This is a genomic window from Pseudomonas sp. FEMGT703P (assembly GCF_002786345.1).
GTDB classification, from domain to species: Bacteria; Pseudomonadota; Gammaproteobacteria; order Pseudomonadales; family Pseudomonadaceae; genus Aquipseudomonas; species Aquipseudomonas peli.
The window spans coordinates 148,039-168,730 of record NZ_PGCM01000004.1; the positions used below are offsets into that span (position 1 = coordinate 148,039).

At 56.3% G+C, this 20,692-nt stretch carries 17 protein-coding genes; 9 read left to right on the plus strand and 8 right to left on the minus strand.

Annotated features, from left to right (window positions below):
- Positions 1-131: 131 nt before the first annotated feature.
- The gene (locus CUR33_RS03425) at positions 132-1,400 is read right to left on the minus strand and encodes a TolC family protein (protein ID WP_090256272.1); all 1,269 of its coding nucleotides are present in this window, start codon (positions 1,398-1,400) and stop codon (positions 132-134) included.
- A 570-nt stretch (positions 1,401-1,970) separates the two neighbouring features.
- On the opposite strand from CUR33_RS03425, the gene CUR33_RS03430 reads away from it, so the two are divergent.
- The 8 genes from CUR33_RS03430 (at position 1,971) to CUR33_RS03465 (ending at position 14,058) form a co-directional block, all read left to right on the plus strand.
- A complete protein-coding gene (locus CUR33_RS03430; protein WP_090256273.1) occupies positions 1,971-2,645 on the plus strand; it encodes a heavy metal response regulator transcription factor in 675 nt (224 codons plus the stop codon).
- Positions 2,642-4,045: a heavy metal sensor histidine kinase gene (locus CUR33_RS03435; protein ID WP_167143938.1), complete on the plus strand. Its 1,404-nt coding sequence runs from the start codon at positions 2,642-2,644 to the stop codon at positions 4,043-4,045. Before CUR33_RS03430 ends, CUR33_RS03435 begins: the two co-directional genes overlap by 4 nt.
- 128 nt (positions 4,046-4,173) lie before the next feature.
- On the plus strand, positions 4,174-5,433 hold the full coding sequence (locus CUR33_RS03440) for an OprD family porin (RefSeq protein ID WP_289238706.1): 1,260 nt from the start codon (positions 4,174-4,176) through the stop codon (positions 5,431-5,433).
- Between the two features lie 765 nt (positions 5,434-6,198).
- Positions 6,199-7,461 (plus strand): TolC family protein, encoded by a 1,263-nt coding sequence (locus tag CUR33_RS03445; RefSeq protein ID WP_167143923.1) that lies wholly within the window; start codon positions 6,199-6,201, stop codon positions 7,459-7,461.
- Positions 7,458-8,918 (plus strand): efflux RND transporter periplasmic adaptor subunit, encoded by a 1,461-nt coding sequence (locus CUR33_RS03450; protein ID WP_167143920.1) that lies wholly within the window; start codon positions 7,458-7,460, stop codon positions 8,916-8,918. Before CUR33_RS03445 ends, CUR33_RS03450 begins: the two co-directional genes overlap by 4 nt.
- The gene (locus CUR33_RS03455; RefSeq protein ID WP_167143917.1) at positions 8,915-12,043 is read left to right on the plus strand and encodes an efflux RND transporter permease subunit; all 3,129 of its coding nucleotides are present in this window, start codon (positions 8,915-8,917) and stop codon (positions 12,041-12,043) included. Before CUR33_RS03450 ends, CUR33_RS03455 begins: the two co-directional genes overlap by 4 nt.
- A gap of 186 nt (positions 12,044-12,229) precedes the next feature.
- Positions 12,230-12,562, plus strand: a complete 333-nt coding sequence (locus CUR33_RS03460) for a DUF2790 domain-containing protein (RefSeq protein WP_289238707.1) — start codon at positions 12,230-12,232, stop codon at positions 12,560-12,562.
- A 173-nt stretch (positions 12,563-12,735) separates the two neighbouring features.
- Entirely contained in the window at positions 12,736-14,058 is a 1,323-nt protein-coding gene (locus tag CUR33_RS03465) for an OprD family porin (RefSeq protein ID WP_167143911.1), read from the plus strand.
- A 386-nt stretch (positions 14,059-14,444) separates the two neighbouring features.
- Here CUR33_RS03465 and CUR33_RS03470 read toward each other — a convergent pair whose 3' ends face one another.
- A complete protein-coding gene (locus CUR33_RS03470) occupies positions 14,445-14,909 on the minus strand; it encodes a toll/interleukin-1 receptor domain-containing protein (RefSeq protein WP_289238748.1) in 465 nt (154 codons plus the stop codon).
- On the opposite strand from CUR33_RS03470, the gene CUR33_RS03475 reads away from it, so the two are divergent.
- A complete protein-coding gene (locus tag CUR33_RS03475; protein ID WP_289238751.1) occupies positions 14,896-15,036 on the plus strand; it encodes a hypothetical protein in 141 nt (46 codons plus the stop codon). The genes CUR33_RS03470 and CUR33_RS03475 overlap by 14 nt on opposite strands.
- A gap of 437 nt (positions 15,037-15,473) precedes the next feature.
- Here the strand turns inward: CUR33_RS03475 and CUR33_RS03480 are convergent, their stop codons facing one another.
- The 6 genes from CUR33_RS03480 to CUR33_RS03505 form a co-directional block, all read right to left on the minus strand.
- On the minus strand, positions 15,474-15,929 hold the full coding sequence (locus tag CUR33_RS03480) for a DUF411 domain-containing protein (protein WP_167143908.1): 456 nt from the start codon (positions 15,927-15,929) through the stop codon (positions 15,474-15,476).
- Positions 15,919-16,782 carry a c-type cytochrome gene (locus tag CUR33_RS03485; RefSeq protein WP_167143905.1) on the minus strand — a complete coding sequence of 288 codons (864 nt, stop codon included), beginning with the start codon at positions 16,780-16,782 and terminating at the stop codon, positions 15,919-15,921. The genes CUR33_RS03480 and CUR33_RS03485 overlap by 11 nt, the downstream gene beginning before the upstream one ends.
- 9 nt (positions 16,783-16,791) lie before the next feature.
- On the minus strand, positions 16,792-17,826 hold the full coding sequence (locus CUR33_RS03490) for a copper resistance protein B (protein ID WP_167143902.1): 1,035 nt from the start codon (positions 17,824-17,826) through the stop codon (positions 16,792-16,794).
- A complete protein-coding gene (locus CUR33_RS03495; RefSeq protein ID WP_090250704.1) occupies positions 17,816-18,115 on the minus strand; it encodes a hypothetical protein in 300 nt (99 codons plus the stop codon). The genes CUR33_RS03490 and CUR33_RS03495 overlap by 11 nt, the downstream gene beginning before the upstream one ends.
- A 12-nt stretch (positions 18,116-18,127) precedes the next feature.
- Positions 18,128-20,005, minus strand: a complete 1,878-nt coding sequence (locus CUR33_RS03500; protein WP_090250702.1) for a copper resistance system multicopper oxidase — start codon at positions 20,003-20,005, stop codon at positions 18,128-18,130.
- A 197-nt stretch (positions 20,006-20,202) separates the two neighbouring features.
- Positions 20,203-20,409: a co-regulatory protein PtrA N-terminal domain-containing protein gene (locus CUR33_RS03505; RefSeq protein ID WP_090250699.1), complete on the minus strand. Its 207-nt coding sequence runs from the start codon at positions 20,407-20,409 to the stop codon at positions 20,203-20,205.
- Positions 20,410-20,692: the final 283 nt, after the last annotated feature.

Sequence of the window (20,692 nt, forward strand, 5' to 3'; positions counted from 1 at the left end):
AGTATTGAATTTGACTCATGCCCAGGCGGCGACTAAACGCGCTCAATAAACATGCAGCCGCCAGGAAAGCAGGCGAGGCTTCATGTCGCATGACGCGACCATCTAAGGCGTTATGTAGGTGTGAGAGATGCTTATTTTTTGAATTCGATGTTGAGTTGGGAGCCGTAAATCTTCTCCAAGCTCACCCAGGCCGAAATAGCTTCATCCAGGGTATTCAGGTATTGGGAGCGCATGCTTACGAGGGTGCGCTGAGCATCGAGTACATCGATAAAGGCAAACTTGCCCATCTCGAATCCACGTACTGCGCCCTCTACTGCTTGCTGCGCGGTCGGCAGCAGTGTGCCGCTGATCGAGTCGACTTCACTTCTAGCGCTTTCCCACTGCTCAAATGCCTGCTGGGCTTCCGCGCGCAGGCGGAGCTCTGCGGCATTGCGCAAATCCCGCGCTTGGTCAGCTCCTTGAGCAGCGGCCAGCACATTGCCTTGGTTGCGGTTGAACAACGGAATAGGCATCGACAAGCCGAGCAAATTGACGCGCTCGCCAAGCCCTTCGTCGTACTGGCTGCCAACGCTGACGGTGAGGTCTGGAATGCGCTGCGACTTTTCGAGTTCCAAGGAAGACTCGGCACGCTGGATTTGCGTGTTGGCCAGCCGTAGGTCCGCTGTATCTGTTATGCGTGCAAGCATCTCAGCCTGCGACGGCAGGTACGGCAGGCGCTCAAGATCACCCTCGACATGCGCGAAGTTCGGTGTCTTGGCACCCGTTATGAGCGCCAGTTGCTTGTAGGCATTGCTTTGATTGAGGCGTGCGCGATTCAGCTCCAGTTGAATTTCCGAAAGCTGCACCTGAGCACGCGAAATTTCGATTGGCGAAGCCTTGCCGGCCTTTACGCGCCCTTCGACCACCTGAAGTCCGCGACGGGCAAGGTCTAACGACTGTGTGGAAAGCTGCAGTCCTTCCTGGGCACGCAGAGCTGAGTAAAAGGCCTGGATGACCTCAGCGCGCAAGATGTTTTTCTTACGCTCCAGATCAATCGCCACCGCGTCCTGATCACGCTCAGACACATCAATACGCGCGCTACGCTTGCCGCCCAGCTCAATTGGCTGAGATACCTGAATGCTGGTAACGCGCGACTCACTGCGCGTGTCCTCAACGCTCCAGGACAACTCAGGATTCGGGATCAGCCCAGCTTGAGTACGAGCACCTTCGGCAATACCTGTATTCCATTGTGCTGCAGCGAACTCCTGGTTCTCAGTGAGCGCTTGCGCAAACGCCTCATCAATCGTTATTGACTGCCTTGTTGATTCGGCAGCAGTTGTTGGAACTGGAGCAATTAACAATGCAGCCAGTAGCCCTGAAAATACACAGAATTTACCTATTCCAACTCCATGTCCGGCCATTGTTTTTACATGCACTTAAAGTCCTCCACAGAACTAGCTCTGCTGGAATATAATGAAGGCCTTTATATTTATTAATCCCGAGGGATATCGAGGATTATCGCTTGGGAAAATAAGTAGAAAGCCAATTCCCGGCAGAATGTAGTGCTCCATGCCTATCAGCAAGGTGACTGGAAAATTACAAATACGTTATCCAGCACTTTTCCAAGTAGGCCTGTATTAGTATTGGCAGCGCTCAAGAGAGCAGGCAATTTAGCGCCCAGCAACAACTAGAAACAAACACAGTTAAATAGCGGTTGCCTCGCGGGTAGCGCCCCCGGGCAGCCCTGCCAGTCAAAAGTTGGGTGTTTTGGATAAGGACAAGTACTGCGACATGTTGTCGCTTAACCCCTTTGAGCCATGCGAAATAGGCATTACAGCTTGACCCTAAAGCCGCTTCAGGCTTTAGCCTTGGAGCAACCTGAAAAGCCGTAGGTCATATCCGTGACCGCCGATGAAAGAATTAAAACCACTCCGCAGCCATAACAAAAAAATATCTAGAAATACTGGCCGCATATTTTAAGGTGAATTTTTATGCGAATCCTTATTGTCGAGGACGAGCCCAAGACTGCCGAATACTTACACCAAGGTTTAAGCGAAAGTGGCTATGTAGTTGATAAGGCCGCCACTGGCGTGGACGGTCTCCACCTTGTTAGGCAGCACACTTACGACTTGGTAGTGCTTGATGTAAACCTGCCTGGAATTGATGGTTGGGGCGTGCTTGAGCATATACGCAGTAACAGCAGTACTCGCGTGATAATGCTGACTGCACGCGGGCGCTTAGTGGATAAAATTAAAGGCCTGGATTTGGGGGCGGATGATTATTTAGTCAAACCGTTCGAGTTCCCTGAGTTACTTGCGCGAATTCGTACGTTGCTACGGCGAAGCGAGCAAATTCCAGTACCGGAAGTGCTGCGGGTAGCCGACCTTGAGCTTGATCCGGCGAGGCACCGCGCGTTCCGTGGTGAGCAGCGCATCGACCTGACCACTAAAGAGTTTGCGTTGCTGCACCTACTGATGCGCCGCTCTGGGGAAGTGCTATCGCGCACCCAGATCATTTCGCTGGTCTGGGATATGAATTTTGACTGCGACACCAACGTCGTCGAAGTCTCCATCCGCAGACTACGCGCCAAAATTGATGACCCGTTCGATAACAAGCTGATTCACACCCTCAGGGGTGTCGGGTACGTGCTTGAGGAACGTGCATGAAGCCGACCAGTCTATCCATGCGCCTTGGCCTGTCGGTCAGCGTGATGGGGGCGGCACTGGTTGTTCTGCTAGCAGCACTCGCCTACTTCGCGCTTACCCATGAGCTGGACTCGTTGGCCAAGCAGAGTCTTGACGGCAAACTTGAGCAGATTCAGCACAATCTCGCCGAAGACATGAGCGCACATGCAATTGCCCAGCAACCTCACGAGCTGCTGGATCTGGTCATGGGGCATGACAATCTGCACCTGACGATCTACGGGAAAAAGTCAGGCACCAAATTACTCCTGAATCTGGGTGAGAAATCCAGGGAGCCCATTCTTGCCAACATACCAGCAGGCGATACCCCTATTTACCAAAGCTGGTCGGATGCTGAGGGAAACAACTTCCTGACCGCATCCAAGGTGATGCTGCTCAACGACGGCGACCACGTCAGGGTCTTACTCTCAATTGATCGATCTGCCGACGAAGCACTGCTCAGTGCCTACCTCAAGTCAACGTTGATCGCGCTCCCTCTTCTTCTGGCGCTAATTGGCATGGGCGCATGGTGGATTGTACAACGGGGCCTTTCTCCGCTCCGGCAATTTCGCCAGGTTGCATCGCTGATATCCACGCAGGATCTGACCCATCGGATTTCCGTCGACAAACTTCCACAAGAACTCAGCGCGCTGGCCCACGGCATCAACTTCATGCTGCATCGTCTTGATGGTGGCGTTCAGCAGCTATCGCAGTTCTCTGATGACCTGGCCCATGAGTTGCGCTCACCTATCACCAACCTGATGGGTAAAGCGCAGGTAACGCTCTCAAGAGAGCGTCCACCTGAGGAGTACAAAGCCGTACTGGAATGCTGCACAGAAGAGCTGGAGCGCGTCACCCGAATCGTGTCCGACATGCTGTTTCTCGCTCAAGTCAGCCACCCCGCATCCCTGGTTCCCTTCGAGAAGATTGCACTGGAGGACGAGGCAAGACGCGTTGTGGATCTGTTCAGCATCTCCGCTGAAGAGAAACAGATCAGCCTGAGCATTTCCGGGGCCGGCCGAACCTTCGGTGATCGGCTGATGGTACAGCGCGCCATTTCAAACCTCTTGTCCAATGCGATTCGGCACAGCCCCATTGGCGCAAACATCTCGCTGCTGATCGAGAAGCACAGCGAAACCGTGTCGTTCTCGGTGGGAAACCCGGGGATTGGCATCCCCGCACAGCACATCCCTCATTTGTTCGAACGCTTCTACCGCGTCGATACCAGCCGCTCTCGTGCCGAAGGTGGGACAGGGCTGGGCCTGGCAATTGTTCGCTCGATCATGAGCCTGCATCAGGGCACGGTCGAGGTCAGTAGCCTGCCAGGCAGCTTCACCGTATTCCGTTTGATCTTCCCCAAAGTCCGCAATGGTTCCTCGACCTAGACCTGCAGGCGTACAGGCATAACGACCAGCCGAAGATTGGCCGCAGAGGAACCCGCCCCTATTCGGAGAGCACGGCATACAGCGACGGCTCCCCGATATGCCACCCCCCTGAACATGGATAAACAACAATGAAGAAGACCCTCTTGGCAGTCGCGGTGAGTACTGGGGTACTCAGTCTTAGCCAGCCAGCCGCAGCTGAGTTTTTCGCAGACAGCAAAGCCGGGCTGGAAGCGCGTAACTTCTATTTCAATCGCGACTTCCGCCAAGACTCAGCCAGCCAATCAAAGCAGGAAGAATGGGCCCAGGGCTTCCTGCTGCGCTACGAATCCGGGTTCACCGAAGGGACAGTCGGCGTGGGCATCGACGCCATTGGCATGCTTGGCCTCAAGCTGGACTCTAGCGCCGACCGCTCAGGCTCGGGCCTGCTCAAGCGCGATAAAGAAGCACCTCGTGCCGCGCAGGATGAATATGGTGAGATGGGCTTAACCGCGAAGCTGCGCGCCTCAAACAGCGTGCTGAAACTGGGCACGCTGCAACCTAGACTGCCAACCGTCCAAGCAAACGATTCGCGCCTGCTGCCACAGACCTTTCAAGGCGGGCACCTGAATTCGCTGGAGATTGACGGGCTTACCTTCGATGCAGGCCAGCTCAAGCAAGTAAGTCAGCGCGACTCATCCGATAGCGAAGACCTCAGCATTGCCAGCGGCGCAGCCCGCGCTATCAGCGGCGGCGGAACCCAGACGAGCGATGAATTCAACTTCGCCGGGGCGACCTACAAATGGAACAGCAACCTGGCCACCGGCTACAACTACGGCAATCTGGACGAGTTCTACAAGCAGCATATTTTCACGGTCCTGCACACCTTGCCGCTAGGTGACAAACAATCGCTGAAAACTGATCTGCGCTACGCCCGCTCTACCGACGAAGGTAACAGCAACGTCGACAACAAGGCATTCGGAGCAATGTTTACCTACGCCTTTGGTGGCCACGCCCTCGGCGTTGGCTACCAGAGCATGAGCGGAGACACCGGTTACGCCTACATCAACGGCACCGATCCGTTCCTGGTCAACTATGTACAGATCGGCGACTTCGCTAACAAAGACGAAACCTCATGGCAGGCCCGCTATGACTTCAACTTTGCCAGCGTTGGCATCCCTGGCTTGACGTTCATGACCCGTTACCTGACTGGTGACAATATTGATCTAGGCGCAGGCAAAGCCGATGGTAAGGAGTGGGAGCGCAACACTGACATCGCCTATGTCTTCCAGGACGGCGTACTGAAAAACCTGGGCGTGAAATGGCGCAACGCCACACTACGTTCAACCAACTTCGGCAACGACGTTGATGAGAACCGCCTGATCGTCAGCTACACACTTCCACTGTTGTAATCACGTTCATTGAGGAGACGCAGGACGCGCTTGGATCAAGGAAGATCCAACATCGCGAGCCTCACCCACACTGTGCTGCACTGCAGAGCTTGATATGCAAGTGTTAGTTAACTGAAAGAAAAACGCTTGACCTTGCCGCCGTGGAAAGGTTGAAGATATGTCCAAGCCCAAGCAGAACCCGCCCGCCCGATGCTGGCTGGCACTACCAGTGCTCTAAATCGCCACAGTGACCAGACAATCCAGTTTATTGATCAAGTGTTCCATGGCACGTTTTATCGCTGTGTTGAGCAAAAGAGCTCTGCTAATGTTTATTCAGACACGCTAACGGCAACCGCTATGTATCGGTTTTTCTCGGTCCTGGTTTTGGTACTCAGCCTGATGCTGCCAGCTTTTGGCAGCATGCCGGCAGCTGAACCTTGCCCGATGCAAAGTGCCATGGCCGATATGGATCATGCCGGCAGTGAGGCTCCTTGCTGTGAGGACATGAGCGACACATCCAGCTCAGGCAGCAAATCGCCCTGCAAAGCCGGCCAGGAATGCAAAACCAGTGGTCTGCTGCAAACTGTGGTGATCAAACTCTTCGCTCCATTGCATGCTTCCCCGCAAACAGCGCTGATACAGCCGCTACTTCAACGAGAGCCCGCCGGTCTTTGGCGTCCACCCCGCGTCTCCTGATGCTCTGATCTGAAATGCGCTCCGCTAAGAGAGCGTTCTGTTGTCGCCTGCATTTAGGCGGCATCGATCAACGTCATTGGAGACGAAAGCATGCCTGCTTTCCTTTTCGCACGCCGTGGCTGTTCGGGCGTGCTGGCTGCTGTGCTGTGGGTGAGTTCATTTCTCACCGCGCAGGCGGAGCCACTTACGTTCGCCCGTGCTCAAGCCCTTGTCGAACGTACGGCCCCAGAGAATCTTGCCAGGCAGGCCCAAGTCGAGTCGGCACAACAGGCTGTGCTTCCGTCGGATGCTCTACCTGATCCCAAGTTGATCCTGGGCGTGGATAACCTGCCGATTGAAGGCCCGGATCGCTACTCGCTTAATCGCGACTTTATGACCATGCGCCGCATTGGCCTGATGCAGGAAGTGCCCAACAGCGATAAGCGCCAGGCTCGCCGGCAACTGGCTGAGGCCACTGTTACCCGTGCCGAAGCAGAGCAACGCGCGATGGTCTTGGAGACCAAGCGGCAGACGGCGCTGAGCTGGCTCGATGTCTATTACGCAGAGCGTCGCGTTGAGCTTTTCTCTGAGTTGGATGAACAGATCACCCTGCTGCGCTCAGCTATACAGGCATTGATCGCTGGCAACTCCGCGCGATCCAGCGAGCTTCTTCAGGCCGATCAGGAAGCACTAACGCTTGAGGACCGGCGTGATGAGCTGGATCGTGATGTTGCGATTGCACGCGCCACGTTACGCCGCTGGGTAGGCGATGATGCGAGTCAGCCACTGGCCGGGACTCCACCTGCGCTTAGCTTGGAAGTACCGCACCTGCAGCATCGCCTGGGGGAACATCCAGATCTGCGGGCTGCGGCCGCCCGTGTGGGCGAAGCTAATGCTGAGCTGGCCGAGGCAGTTTCCGAGAAGAAACCCGACTGGGGTGTGGAGTTCGCCTACAACAACCGTGATAACCAGTTCGGCGACATGGTGATGTTGCAGTTCACCTTTGACCTGCCCATGTTCGTCGGCACCCGTCAGGGACCCAAGATCAACGCCAAGCAACACAGCGTGGCCCAGGTGGAGGCCGAACAGGAGGTGCTGCTGCGCGCTCACCAAGCCGAACTGGAAAGCGGCCTCGCCGAGTTGGCGCAGCTGCGCAAGATGTTGATCCGTACCGAACAACACCTTATCCCCTTGTCGAGCAAGCGCGTGGATCTGGAGCTTGCTGCCTACAAAGCGGGCAACAGTCAATTGGCGGCTGTGATCAATGCCCGTCGTGACCTGATCGAGGCGCAATTGCGGAAAATCGAACAACAGCGCCAGCTCAGCCAGCTCTCCGCAAGTCTGTATTACGCCTATGTGGAGGGCCTGAAATGAAAGCGCTCACTCTGAAGTATTGCCTATTGGGCCTAGCCATCGCGGCGGGTGGAACCGCTGGCGGTTTCTGGCTGGGCCAGCAAAGCTCATCCCATGAGCAGATGCCAGCAGCAAAATCAGAAGATCGCCAGGTGCTCTACTGGTACGACCCGATGGTGCCGACTCAGCGTTTCGAGCAGCCAGGCAAGTCTCCCTTTATGGACATGGAGCTGGTGCCGAAGTATGCCGGCACTGAGCAGGATACGAGCGCTATCAGCGTGCCTGCACAAGCAATCCAGAACCTAGGCATGCGCACGTCGACGGTCGTACGGGCAGTACTACCATCCGGTATCGATGCGGTAGGTTCACTGGCCTACAACCAGCGCGAAGTCGCTACTTTGCAGGCGCGCTCTGCCGGCTTTGTCGAGCGGGTCTATGGCCGTGCCCCCGGAGATGTACTGCCTGCAGGAACGCCGTTGGCTGACCTGCTGATCCCCGAGTGGTCGGCTGCCCAGCTTGAGTTCATCGCGGTATTGCAGAGCGGTGATGCTCGGCTGGTCGACGCCGCGCGTGAACGCATGCGGCTGCTGGGTATGCCAAAAGGGTTGATCGATCATGTGCAACGTACCCTTAAACCGAAGGCATTGCAGACATTGGTCACCCCAATTGGCGGTGAGTTGCTGTCCCTAGAGTTACGCGCTGGCATGGCGGTTTCGGCAGGCCAAGACCTGGCACGCCTCAACGGGCTGTCGAGCATCTGGCTCGACGCGGCCATCCCTGAGTCCCAGGCCGCAGCGGTTCAGCTTGGCGCGCAGATCAGGGCAAGCCTGACGGCTTTTCCAGGCCAAACCCTGAAAGGCCGGGTGATTGCACTATTGCCCAGTGCCGACGTGCAGACACGAACGCTGACGGTGCGCAGTGAACTGCCCAATCCAGAAGGCAAGTTACGCCCCGGTATGTTTGCATCGGTGCGGCTGAATAGCGCAGGCGAGCAGCCGGTGCTGCTTATTCCCAGCGAGGCAGTGATTCGCACCGGTAAACGCGCCCTGGTCATGCTGGCTGAAGGCGAAGGACGCTACCGTCCTCATGAGATCCAGGTCGGGCGGGAGGCCGATGGCCGCTTCGAAGTGCTTGCGGGCCTCTCTGAGGGACAGGCGGTGGTGACCTCGGGGCAGTTCCTGATCGACTCCGAAGCCAGCCTGCAGGGCGTGATGGCGCAGGTCGATGACGCGCTGCCTGAGCCACCCCCGCTGCATGAGGCGCAGGGGGTGATCCGCGAACTTGACGGGCAAACGGTCACGCTTGCGCACGGCCCCTTCAACAGCCTGGGCATGCCCGGCATGACCATGGCCTTTGAACTGGCCAAGCCCGAGGTCGCGACCGGACTGAAGATCGGCGACTCCGTACGCATTGCTGTGCGACAGAGCGATACCGGATTGGTCGTTGAGCAGCTCATTAAACAAGGAGCCAGCCAATGATCGCGCGCCTGATTCATTGGTCGATTGGCAACCGCATGCTGGTCTTGTTGGCGACCCTGTTTATCACTGCCTGGGGCATCTGGTCTTTACGTAGCACACCGCTGGATGCCTTACCGGATCTTTCTGACACTCAGGTGATCATCCGCACCAGCTTCCCAGGTCAGGCCCCCCAGATCATCGAGAACCAGGTCACCTACCCGTTGGCTAGCACCATGCTTTCTGTGCCTGGCGCGAAGACCGTGCGTGGTTACTCGTTCTTCGGCGACTCGTTTGTCTACGTGTTATTCGAGGACGGTACAGATCTCTACTGGGCACGTTCCCGCGTACTGGAGTACCTCAACCAGGCGCAGGATCGACTGCCTGATGGGGTCACCACCACCCTTGGTCCAGACGCCACTGGCGTGGGCTGGATCTACCAATATGCCCTCCTGGATCGCAGCGGCAAACATGATCTCGCGCAGTTGCGCTCAATCCAGGACTGGTTTCTTAAGTACGAGCTGAAAAGCCTACCTAACGTGGCGGAGGTCGCCACGTTAGGCGGCATGGTCAAGCAGTATCAGGTCGTGCTCGATCCGCAGAAGATGGTTGCCTACGGTGTGACGCAGCGGGAGATTGAGGAGGCGTTACAGGGGGCGAACCAGGAAGCCGGGGGTGCCGTCCTTGAGTTAGCCGAGCGTGAATACATGGTGCGTGCCTCAGGCTATCTGGAAAGCCTGGAGGACTTCCGCAATGTGCCGTTGCGCACCTCACAGACCGGCATACCAATTTTGCTTGGCCAGGTAGCCAGCATTCAACTCGGCCCGGAGATGCGCCGTGGCATAGCCGAGCTAGATGGTGAAGGCGAAGTGGTCGGTGGTGTGGTGATCATGCGCTCGGACAAAAACGCTCGCGAAGTGATCAGCGCAGTCAAAGAGAAGCTGGACAGCTTGCGCGCAAGCCTACCTGCGGGCGTCGAGTTGGTGACGACCTATGACCGCTCCCAGTTAATTGACCGGGCCATAGATAACCTCAGCTTCAAGCTGCTGGAAGAGTTTGTCGTCGTCGCCCTGGTCTGTCTGATCTTTCTCTGGCACCTGCGCTCCTCGCTGGTGGCGATCATTACCCTGCCGCTCGGCATCCTTATGGCGTTTATCGTCATGCGTCATCAAGGCATCAATGCCAACATCATGTCCCTAGGCGGTATCGCCATCGCCATTGGTGCCATGGTCGATGCGGCCGTGGTGATGATTGAGAACGCCCACAAGCACATCGAAACGTGGCAAGAGCAGCATCCGAACGAGCGCCTACAAGGCGATACGCATTGGCAGGTGATCGGCAAGGCGGCTGCCGAGGTTGGCCCTGCGCTGTTCTTCAGCTTGCTGATCATTACCCTGTCGTTTCTCCCGGTGTTTACCCTCGAAGCCCAGGAGGGCCGGCTGTTTGGTCCGCTGGCATTTACCAAAACCTATGCCATGGCTGCTGCTGCCGGGCTGTCAGTCACTCTGGTACCGGTGCTAATGGGCTACTGGATACGCGGACATATACCCAATGAGCAGAAAAACCCCCTGAACCGTTGGCTGATCGCGGCCTATCGGCCTGTACTTGAAGCGGTGCTGGCATGGCCGAAGACCACTTTGGCATTGGCATTACTGGTCTTCGTCTCCAGTCTCTGGCCGCTAAGTCGGCTTGGCGGTGAGTTTCTGCCAGCGATGGACGAAGGCGACCTGCTCTACATGCCCTCGGCATTGCCCGGCCTTCCAGCAAGTAAAGCAACTGAGCTGCTGCAACAGACTAACCGCATGATTCTCAGTGTGCCGGAAGTGGCGCAGGTGTTCGGCAAAGCAGGCCGAGCAGAGACCGCCACTGACCCCGCGCCACTGGAGATGTTCGAGACTACGGTGCAGTTCAAACCACGCGATCAGTGGCGCGATGGCATGACAGCGGAGAAGCTGATCGATGAGCTTGATCAAGCGGTAAAAGTCCCCGGGCTTTCGAACATCTGGGTACCACCGATCCGCAACCGCATCGACATGCTCGCCACCGGTATAAAGAGTCCTATCGGGGTGAAGGTTGCCGGCACTTCGTTGGTCGATATTGAGCGCATCACCCGTGAGATCGAAGGGGTGGCCAAACAGGTGCCGGGGGTGAGTTCGGCGCTGGCTGAACGACTGACTGGCGGGCGTTACGTGGATATAAAAATCAATCGCCTGGCCGCAGCGCGTTATGGCCTCAACGTCGATGAAATCCAGGCGGTGGTGTCAGGTGCTATTGGTGGCAGCAACATCGGTGAAACCGTAGAAGGGTTGGCGCGCTATCCGATCAATCTGCGTTATCCCCGCGAGTGGAGAGACAGCCCCGAGGCGTTGCAACGGCTGCCCATCCTTACGGCGGCAGGCCAGCAGATCACGCTCGGTTCTGTGGCCGACATAAGCCTGAGCGAAGGACCACCGATGCTGCGCAGCGAAAACGGACGTCTTTCCGGCTGGGTCTATGTCGATGTCCGTGACCGTGACCTAGCGTCGACCGTACGTGAGCTCCAGCAGCGGGTGTCGGAGTCTGTGCAGCCAGATGCGGGCATGACCATTTCCTACTCGGGGCAGTTCGAGTTTTTGGAACGCGCCAATGCACGCCTAACCTGGGTGGTTCCGGCGACACTGCTGATTATCTTCGTGCTGCTCTATCTGACCTTCAATCGTTTGGCCGAGGCCTTGCTGATCATGGCCACCTTACCGTTCGCCCTGACAGGCGGTGTCTGGCTGCTCTACTGGCTGGGTTTCAACCTATCGGTGGCCACTGGTGTTGGCTTTATTGCGCTGGCTGGGGTGTCGGCAGAGTTCGGGGTGATCATGCTGATCTATCTGCAGAACGCCTGGCATTCCCGAGTTGAAGCGGGGCGCACAGATAATCCTGCTTTGCTTGAGTCAATTCGAGAGGGGGCGGTACTGCGCGTGCGGCCGAAGGTGATGACGGTCGCGGTGATCATTGCCGGTCTATTGCCGATCCTCTGGGGCGAGGGAGCAGGGTCCGAAGTCATGAAGCGAATCGCCGCTCCGATGGTAGGTGGGATGATTACCGCACCATTGTTGTCGATGCTGGTGTTGCCGGCAGCGTATTGGTTGATGCGGCGTAAAGGGGGAGAAGCATGATGTAGCAGGTCTGGGGATGACACAGGGTAACTGGAGAGGAAGTCTGAGTTGCCCCTGTCATTTAATATTTTTGAGCTACTAAAAAGCCCCCTAATACTGCAATTACGAAGATGTAATTTTCGCTTCACTTTGATGACAGGTGCATACGTTTATATTTTCACTACAACCTAAGTAGAGGAATTAAACGTGAACATTCTTAAATCTGTCTTGGCGGTATCTATTCTTTCTGCATCGTCCTTGGTTATGGCCGAAGGCGGCGGTGACCGTGTCTATGGTCGAATGATTCAGGATAATGAAAGAGCGATGCAGGAATACGCTGCTGCTCGTGGCAAGACTCCGCCAGAGGTGACTCACTATCGCTACGGCATGAAGCTGGACATCGCGAAGGTTGTACATACGAGCCCTACAGGCTCTGGTTGCGAGGTAATGCCGGCTCAGATGACCTATGAGGACTCCAGCGGCGATTTGCAGACTGTTGAATATCGGGCAATGGGTACAGCCTGCCGGAATCAAAACTGAGCTACATAGGAGCTTACAGGTCACTGACTTAAAAGTAATTTTCAAGTCACCCTGACGTTATTTGGCGTGTGGAAGTATGGCGTGAGCGCGCACGGGCGATACCTGGCGCGCTACGGCAACTACTACAAGAAATCTCACCGAGATAAAACTGCCAAATAATTCAGGAGCGTCACATGAATAACCCCTTTTTTTGCTTATCGCTGATAGCTCTGAGTATCGGCACCGGACAGGCTGCAATTGCCGCCGAAGAAAAGGCCGAAGGCTTCGTCGAGGGCAGCAGCCTCACTATTCTGAATCGCAACCTCTACTTCAATCGTGACTTTCGTAAGGGGCAGTCGAGCGGCACAGGTAATGGTTACTCGGAAGAGTGGGCCCATGGAATCATCGGGCAGTTTGAGTCTGGATTCACCGAGGGTACCGTTGGCTTTGGTATCGACGCGTTTGCGATGCTGGGCCTGAAACTCGACTCTGGTGATGGGCGATCCGGCGCAGGTGGCTCCGTTGATGTGATGCCTTACAACAGTGCAGGGCAACCCGAGGATGACTACTCCAAGGTGGGAGGTGCGGTTAAAGCCAGGTTCATGGATACAGTCATCAAAGCTGGCGATGTTTTTCCTGTTAGCCCCGTCGTTCAATACGGCGACTCGCGACTCCTGCCCGAAAGCTTCCGCGGTATCACCGTGGCCAACAACAGTATTGACGGCCTGGCCCTGCAAGGTGGCCGCCTGCATTCAATGAGCGAGCCCAACTCAAGCAGCATGCGCGATGGCTTCGCAACGTTCTATGCCGGCTCCGTCGACGCTCCCTGGATTGCCTATTTTGGCGGCGATTACTCGGTCAACGACAACGTCGGCATCAGCCTCTATACCAGCCGTCTCAAAGATGCGTGGAACCAGTACTACGCTGGTACCACGTTGAGCTATCCGCTCTCCGACGATGTTGCCTTGATCGGTGGACTTAATTACTACAAAGCTGTCGATGAGGGAAAACAACATCTGGGCAGCTTCGATAACAACATCTGGAGCGGTAAGGCTGGAGTGCAATTTGGTGCCCATACCGTCATGGTTGGCATTCAGCGCAATAACGGCGATGACGATTTCGATTACCTGCGTCAGTCCGACTCGATCTACCTGGATAACTCCATCCAGTACAGCGACTTCAACTCGCCCAAGGAAAAGTCCTGGCAGGTGCGCTATGACTTGGACATGGAGCCTTTTGGTGTACCCGGCCTGAGCTTCATGACCCGCTACGCGCAGGGCTGGGATGCTGACTACACCAACGCCAACGAGGTTTACATGCGGCGCGACGATGATGGTAATCCGCTGACCGATCAGAAGCGATGGGAGCGCGACATCGAAGCCAAGTACGTCGTGCAAGCCGGCTCAATGAAAGACATGTCCTTCCGTATTCGCCAAGCGACTACCCGTGCAACCGATTTCGAATCGGATCTGGATGAGGTTCGTCTCATCGTCGAATATCCGCTCGAAGTGCTTTAAAGCGTTGTCGGCGAGTGCCTGCGGGCACTCGCCTTGCGCGGCTGTTGTCTCCGTTAGTGCTCCTTTGGTTTGGAGACAGCCTTCGGCACCCTCGGGTGCCTTTTTGGCGCAATTGCAGCGCGTTTGACCACGCACTTCCCCACGACCTGAGCAGTCTTTGTATTGGGCTTGACCGCCGATTGCAGAGAATCTGGCAGACCAGAAGTCGAAGCTAAGGGGCTCATACCGACCCTAAGCTGCCCTGCGCAGAGGGCAAATAGGGGCAAAAAGCGGACACTACCGTTGGAGATAACCGGTCTGCCGGAGGTGGGGCTGGTTGACCGAGGGGTTGGAGCGCATTTTTCCGAACAGCGCATCGGAATTGCGAACATCTGCGAGCAATGGCGCTAGAGCGCGACCAGCTCGGCGATTTTTGCCGCGACTACCGCCATTGAGTCTTCTTCAGTGTCCAGACCACTTCGGGAGGCGAGTAAGGGGCTGACATTGCGGAGAGCTTCATACGTCGTGTTATGCACGATGGGAACGAGCTGATTACCCGCCAGGAGTGCCGAAAGCTCTTTGTCGGCGACGCTCTCTTTGGGGAGGCGGGCCAGCAGCGCAGGGGTCACCAGAACAAGCCCAATTCGAGAATTTGCTAAGCCCTTGTCAATAGCGCGCATCATCGGAACGCCTAGGCCAAGGTCCTTTTCGCTGAACCAAACTTTGACACCAGCCGCCACGAGCAACTCATGCAGCTCTTTGGCCGGACCCTGCCGGTCGTCCCAAGCGTGGCACAGGAAGACGTCACGAAGATCAGGCTGCGCCGCAGCTCGCGCCTCCACGGTTTCGCGGATTGGCGTGAGTGACTGCACCTGGGTAGACGTGTACGACACGGACGAACCCGCTCTCGACCAGCGCGGCCTTGAACTGCTGCTGGATCTGCTGCCATCGCCGCCATTGTTGCCAGAACTAGCTCCGCTGCTACCCGACGAGGAGTAGAATGAAGGCGAATATGCATTTGACCTGTAACCGCTATAGCGGCTACTACATGCGGGGCAGTCCGCTGCTGCGCTTGCTGAGCGATGGCCTCTTGTTGGTGCCGTGCATCTAGCCAAGTCGAAATCCTTCCATTGGTCAGTCCCTTTGCAACACACAGATGTAGGTCTGACTGAACAATAGCCTAGTGCCATGCCTAGCAGAAGAGGAAATTCAGGGCTCAGTATTTCGACGGTGTCGTCCTGGCTGAAACAGGTCTTCATCGAGCGGGCATCGGGATCGCTCAGGGAGATCTGTTTATCCTGTGTTTCATTGACCTGAACCTCGATTTCCTAGGCCAATCGTACTTTATTTGGGGTTTGAAAGAGGGCGCAGGACTGCGCAGTTATGATTCCGAGCACTCATCCTTTTAAAGAGTAAGTGCTCGGTTTTAGCGGGGGTTACTTCGCGGGGTAGTCGGCAATCACTTGGTCAGTACCGGCCTTGGTCAATCCGATCACCTGATAAGCGTGCTGGGTACCGTCAACCTCCATGCCCGGCGAGCCTGCCGGCATGCCAGGAACGGCGATGCCAGCCAGGTCATAGCGCTTGGAAAGTTCGATGACCTGCGCTGCTGGTACATGACCCTCGACAAATTTTCCGTCGATCACAGCGGTGTGGCAGGACGCCAGTCTTGGGGCGACGCCGAGTCGTTGCTTCACCGAGGACATATCGCGCTCGACATGGTCGATGACTTTGAAGCCGTTTGCTTCCAGGTGCGAGATCCACTTCTTGCAGCATCCGCAATTTGCATCACGGTGTACGTCGATTGTCAGGGCATCAGCTGAATGGACTGCTGAGGTCATAAACAAGGCGGCCAGCATCGCCACTCGCGCGCCATTACGTTTAGCTGTCATGTAGGTGCTCTTTGCCATCGGCATGGGTGTGAGTTTTGGGAGCGGGAGCCGGGGGCTGCTCCTGTTGAGCTTGCGCTGGGTCGTGATGATCAACGCCACCCTGTGTCTTCGGGTCATCAGCTGCATGGTGGTCTGCGCCGCTGCCTGATGGCGTCATATCTGCTGCGTGATGGTCCGCACCGCTAGCCGAAGCGCCGTGATGATCAGCACCTGCGTTCGTCACTGAACTATCCGAAGCATGATGATCTGTCGCAGCTTCAGGCTCGGCGTGATGATCCGTCTTGGCGCTTCCATGCTGACCTTCGTGGTTATGCATCTGGGTCTCACCACCGCCATGTTCGTGACCGCCGCTCGATGCAACCAGCGTTTGATACTGATTGGCATCCATTTTCGGCAATTGATCGAGGAACGCGACCATCCCCCAGATGTACTGATCGCCCATGCTCTTGCCCCAGGCCGGCATGCCGGTGGCCTTGATGCCGTGTTTGATTACCCAAAATGCGGCGGCTGGATTGCCATCGATACCCACTTGGGCCAAGTTCGGCGGAGCGGGATACAAGGATTGGCTAAGCTCTGTTTCCGCAACACCTGGTGCCAAATGGCAGCCGATGCACATCGAGTTGTAGTTGCCTGCGCCAGCTTTAATCAGTGCCTCGTCATTGAGGTTAGGCACCTCAATGTCCTTGGAGCGCACTTCGATAGAGCGGTCACGGGCCATCGTCAGGAATGCATGCACTGCTGGGAAGTGAGGATCATCGGCACCCACGTTGACCAGGCCAAAATAGGCCACGGCACCTACCGCGATACTTCCGACTACGCTCGCCGCCACTAAGGTTTTAATTGTTCTTTTCATGTCAGGCTCTCAAAACCACATCCGAATACCGGCAACGAAGCGTGCCTCCTCAACATCCTCCCCCTCATCTCGCGCCAAGTCGGCCGTGTTGCCGAAGGAGCGACTCCAGGAAACGCCGATGTAGGGTGCGAACTGGCGAATGATCTCGTAACGCAGTCGAAGACCGACCTCGGCGTTGGCCAGACCGGAGCCGATGCCTCGCTCCGGATCGTTCTTGCCGTAGAAATTCACTTCAGCGGTCGGCTGAAGGATCAGGCGATTGGTCAGCAGAATGTCGTACTCGCCCTCTAAGCGCGCAGCCGTCTGGCCGTTCTCGCCGACAAAGGCAGTGGCCTCCGCCTCGAAGGCATACAGCGCCATACCCTGGATGCCGAATGCGGCCCAAGTCTGTGGCGACTCTGGCTTGAAGTCTTGGCGAACACCCGCGACCACATCCCACCAAGGACCAATCGAGCGCCCGTACAAGGCCTGCAATTCAGCATCCTCAGTTACGCCATTGGTGCGTTCACCTTCGGAGCGAAGCCAGAGACGATTGATGTCTCCGCCAATCCAGCCGGACGCATCCCAAGCCAAGGTGCTGCCTTCATCGGCATCCTGGTATTCGAGCTGATCGAGTAGGAAAAAGCTGTTGATGGCGCTGTCGTGAACCTTGTGGCCTGGCAAAGGCGGGAACGCTGCTTCACGATCCGCATCTGTCAGTACCGGGATAGGCGTGCGGCTGGTAGTTCTCGTGGCGTCAGCGGAACCATGGTTCATCTTTGAATGATCCATACCCCCCATCTGCCCCTGCATAGCGCCGTGACCCATCTTGCTGTGGTCCATAGTCGGAGCCTTTTGTTGGCTCTGGCCCATCTGGCTATGATCCATGCCCTTCATCGGCTCTTTGGCAGAACCGTGGTTCATCTTGCTATGGTCCATCGGCATGGAACCGTGGCCCATTGCCGAATGATCCATTTCTTCCGCAGCGAGGGTGAGCCCGCTGCCAAGCATGCTCAGCGACACTGCCAGTGCTGTTAGGGGCGGACGTAAAAACCTAGTGGTCATGGTTCGAACCTGCTTCGGCTTCGGTGCCGCCATGCTTATCCATCATGCTTTCGTGATCCATGCCGCCATGGTTCATGTCCCCGTGATCCATCTGCTGACTAGCAGCCCTTTCCTTCGCTTGTGCGGCCTTCTTGTCAGGTACCGATTTGGGAGCCTGTGTCTCAGTAGCATGTTGTTCGTGCTCACTGTGACCTTCGCCGGCCAACAACACCGGGGCTTGTAGGGCAGCCAAAAGGCTCAATAAGGTAGCGCTGCCAACCAGGGCCTTCCGCTTCATAAAAGTACTCATCAGATATCTCCTTTACTCATCCACACGAACTTCACGGAACATGCCCATTTCCATGTGGAGTAGTAGGTGGCAGTGGTAGGCCCAGCGACCCAATGCATCGGCAGTCACTCGATAACTGCGTTTGGAACCTGGCGGCATGTCGATGGTGTGTTTACGAACCATGAAGTTGCCGTTCGCATCCTCCAGATCACTCCACATGCCGTGAAGGTGGATGGGGTGAGTCATCATGGTGTCGTTGACCAGCGTGATGCGGACACGCTCGCCGTACTTAAGGCGCAAAGGCTCGGCATCCGAGAACTTGATGCCGTCGAAGGACCAGGAAAATTTCTCCATGTGCCCGGTGAGGTGCAGCTCAATGGTTCGGCTGGGTTCGCGGCCATCCGGGTCGGGGAAGATGCTTTTCAAGTCGGAATAGGTCAGCACGCGACGACCATTGTCGCGTAGGCCGATACCTGGATCGTTAAGCTTGTGGGTCGGAGTCATGGTTTGCATGTCGACCAGCGGGTTATTGGTTTCAGAGGCCGGATGCGATTGCATTGCTGCGCCCATACCCGCCATACCTGAATGGTCCATGCCGGTCATTTTGCTGTGATCCATACCGGCCATGTCACCCTGCATGGTGCCAGGGCTCATGCCAGCCATCTTGCTGTGGTCCATACCTGCCATATCACCTTGCATTCCGCCAGCGTCCATCCCGGCCATCTTGCTGTGATCCATGCCGCTCATGCCGCCTTGCATGCTGCCGTGGTCCATGCCCGCCATGCTGCCGTGATCCATACCCATGTCGCCCATGGCGATCAGGGGGCGAGGATCGGTTTCGGGTACTGGAGCGCTCAACCCTTCACGTGTAGCCAGAGTGCCGCGGGCATAGCCGGTGCGATCCATGGACTGGGCAAAAATGGTGTAAGCCTCTTGGTCAGCGAGTTCGACAATCACGTCGTAAGTCTCGGCCACGGCGATGCGCAGCTCATCAACGCTGACTGGCTTGACGTGCAGGCCATCGGCCGCAACAACCGTCATCTTCAGGCCTGGAATGCGCACGTCGAAGTAGGTCATGGCCGAGCCGTTAATGAAGCGCAAACGGAGCTTTTCGCCCGGTTTGAAAATACCTGTCCAGTTCCCATTAGGTGCCTGGCCATTCATCAGGTAGGTGTAGGTGTAGGCACTTACGTCGGCTAGATCAGTGGGGCTCATCTTCATCTCGGCCCACATCTTGCGATCAGCAACCGCTGCCGACCAACCTTGCTCGCTCACGTCATTGATAAAGTCGCCAACGGTGCGCTTGTGCTGGTTGTAGTAGTCCGACTGCTTTTTAAGCTTGGCCAATAACCGTGTTGGGTCTTCATCAGTCCAGTCAGTCAGCATCACCACGTAGTCACGGTCATAGCTAAACGGCTCAGGCTCCTTGGCATCGATGACCAGGGCACCGTAAACGCCAATCTGCTCCTGCAACCCAGAGTGGCTGTGGTACCAGTAAGTACCATTTTGATTGACCTTGAACTTGTACTCGTACATGCCATCGGGCGCGATGCCGTGGAAGCTCAAGCCAGGCACACCATCCATGTTCGCGGGCAAAATGATGCCGTGCCAGTGAATCGAGGTGTCTTCGGCCAAGCGGTTTTTCACACGCAGTGTGACGGTATCGCCTTCCCGCCAGCGCAAAATTGGCCCTGGAATGGACCCATTAATAGCCATCGCGGTCCGGGCTGCTCCGGTAATGTTCACTGGCGTTTCACCAATGAATAAGTCGAAGTCGGTACCAGTCAATACGTTGGGCTGACCTGGGCTGGTCACCGCCCAAACGGGAGTGCGCCACAAGCCAAGGCCTCCGAGAATGCCGGTGGCGGCCAGGCCTTTTACGAAGGTTCGTCTTGAGGTTTTGCAGTGCATGCCGTTATGTCCAATCAGTTAGAGGAACCAGGGTAAACAACCGTAACTTCAGGTTGATTGTCAGCTTCATCCTGGGAGGGTTTCCCTATCAGCCTTGCCCACTGCCGTGATTTTTCAAATCGGTTCGACAGCGAGCTTGAGAAATTGCCATATCTCAACCGGCTAAGTGATTACATTTCTGTCAGGTTGGCCGTGTACTAGCAGTTAGCGTGGTCGGCTGTTTGGGTTTTATTACCTGCAACCGGCGACTCTTTTTTCTCTTGCTGGGCCAGTTGATAGGCTTCCATCGATACTTTGCTGGCCTGTTCCATGCGAGCAAAAGTCCGGTCAGCACCGCCTTCGGCCATCGCCAAAGAGGAGGCGGTAAGCGCGATAACCACGAACAGGGTTTTAATTGATTTCATATGGGCGTTCCTCGATTCAGTTCAGTTGGCCCGGTGACCCTGAGTGGGTCGGCATCAGGCATTGAGCTTCAGGCTCGAAGTAACCTTAACCAGAGCGCCCTGTCATAAACCTGAGCTGAACATTACAGTTCTGTCAGGTTGCTACTTCTCTCTTGTCGAGTCTCCACGGGCCTCTGTAGTGTCTACTCATGCCCGTTTATGAAGCCTGCGCGGATTCGTTTTATGGCATGCCTGGCAGCGATGCCTAAGCTTCTTCCGGTCAGTGGCGCTAAATAGTCCTGAC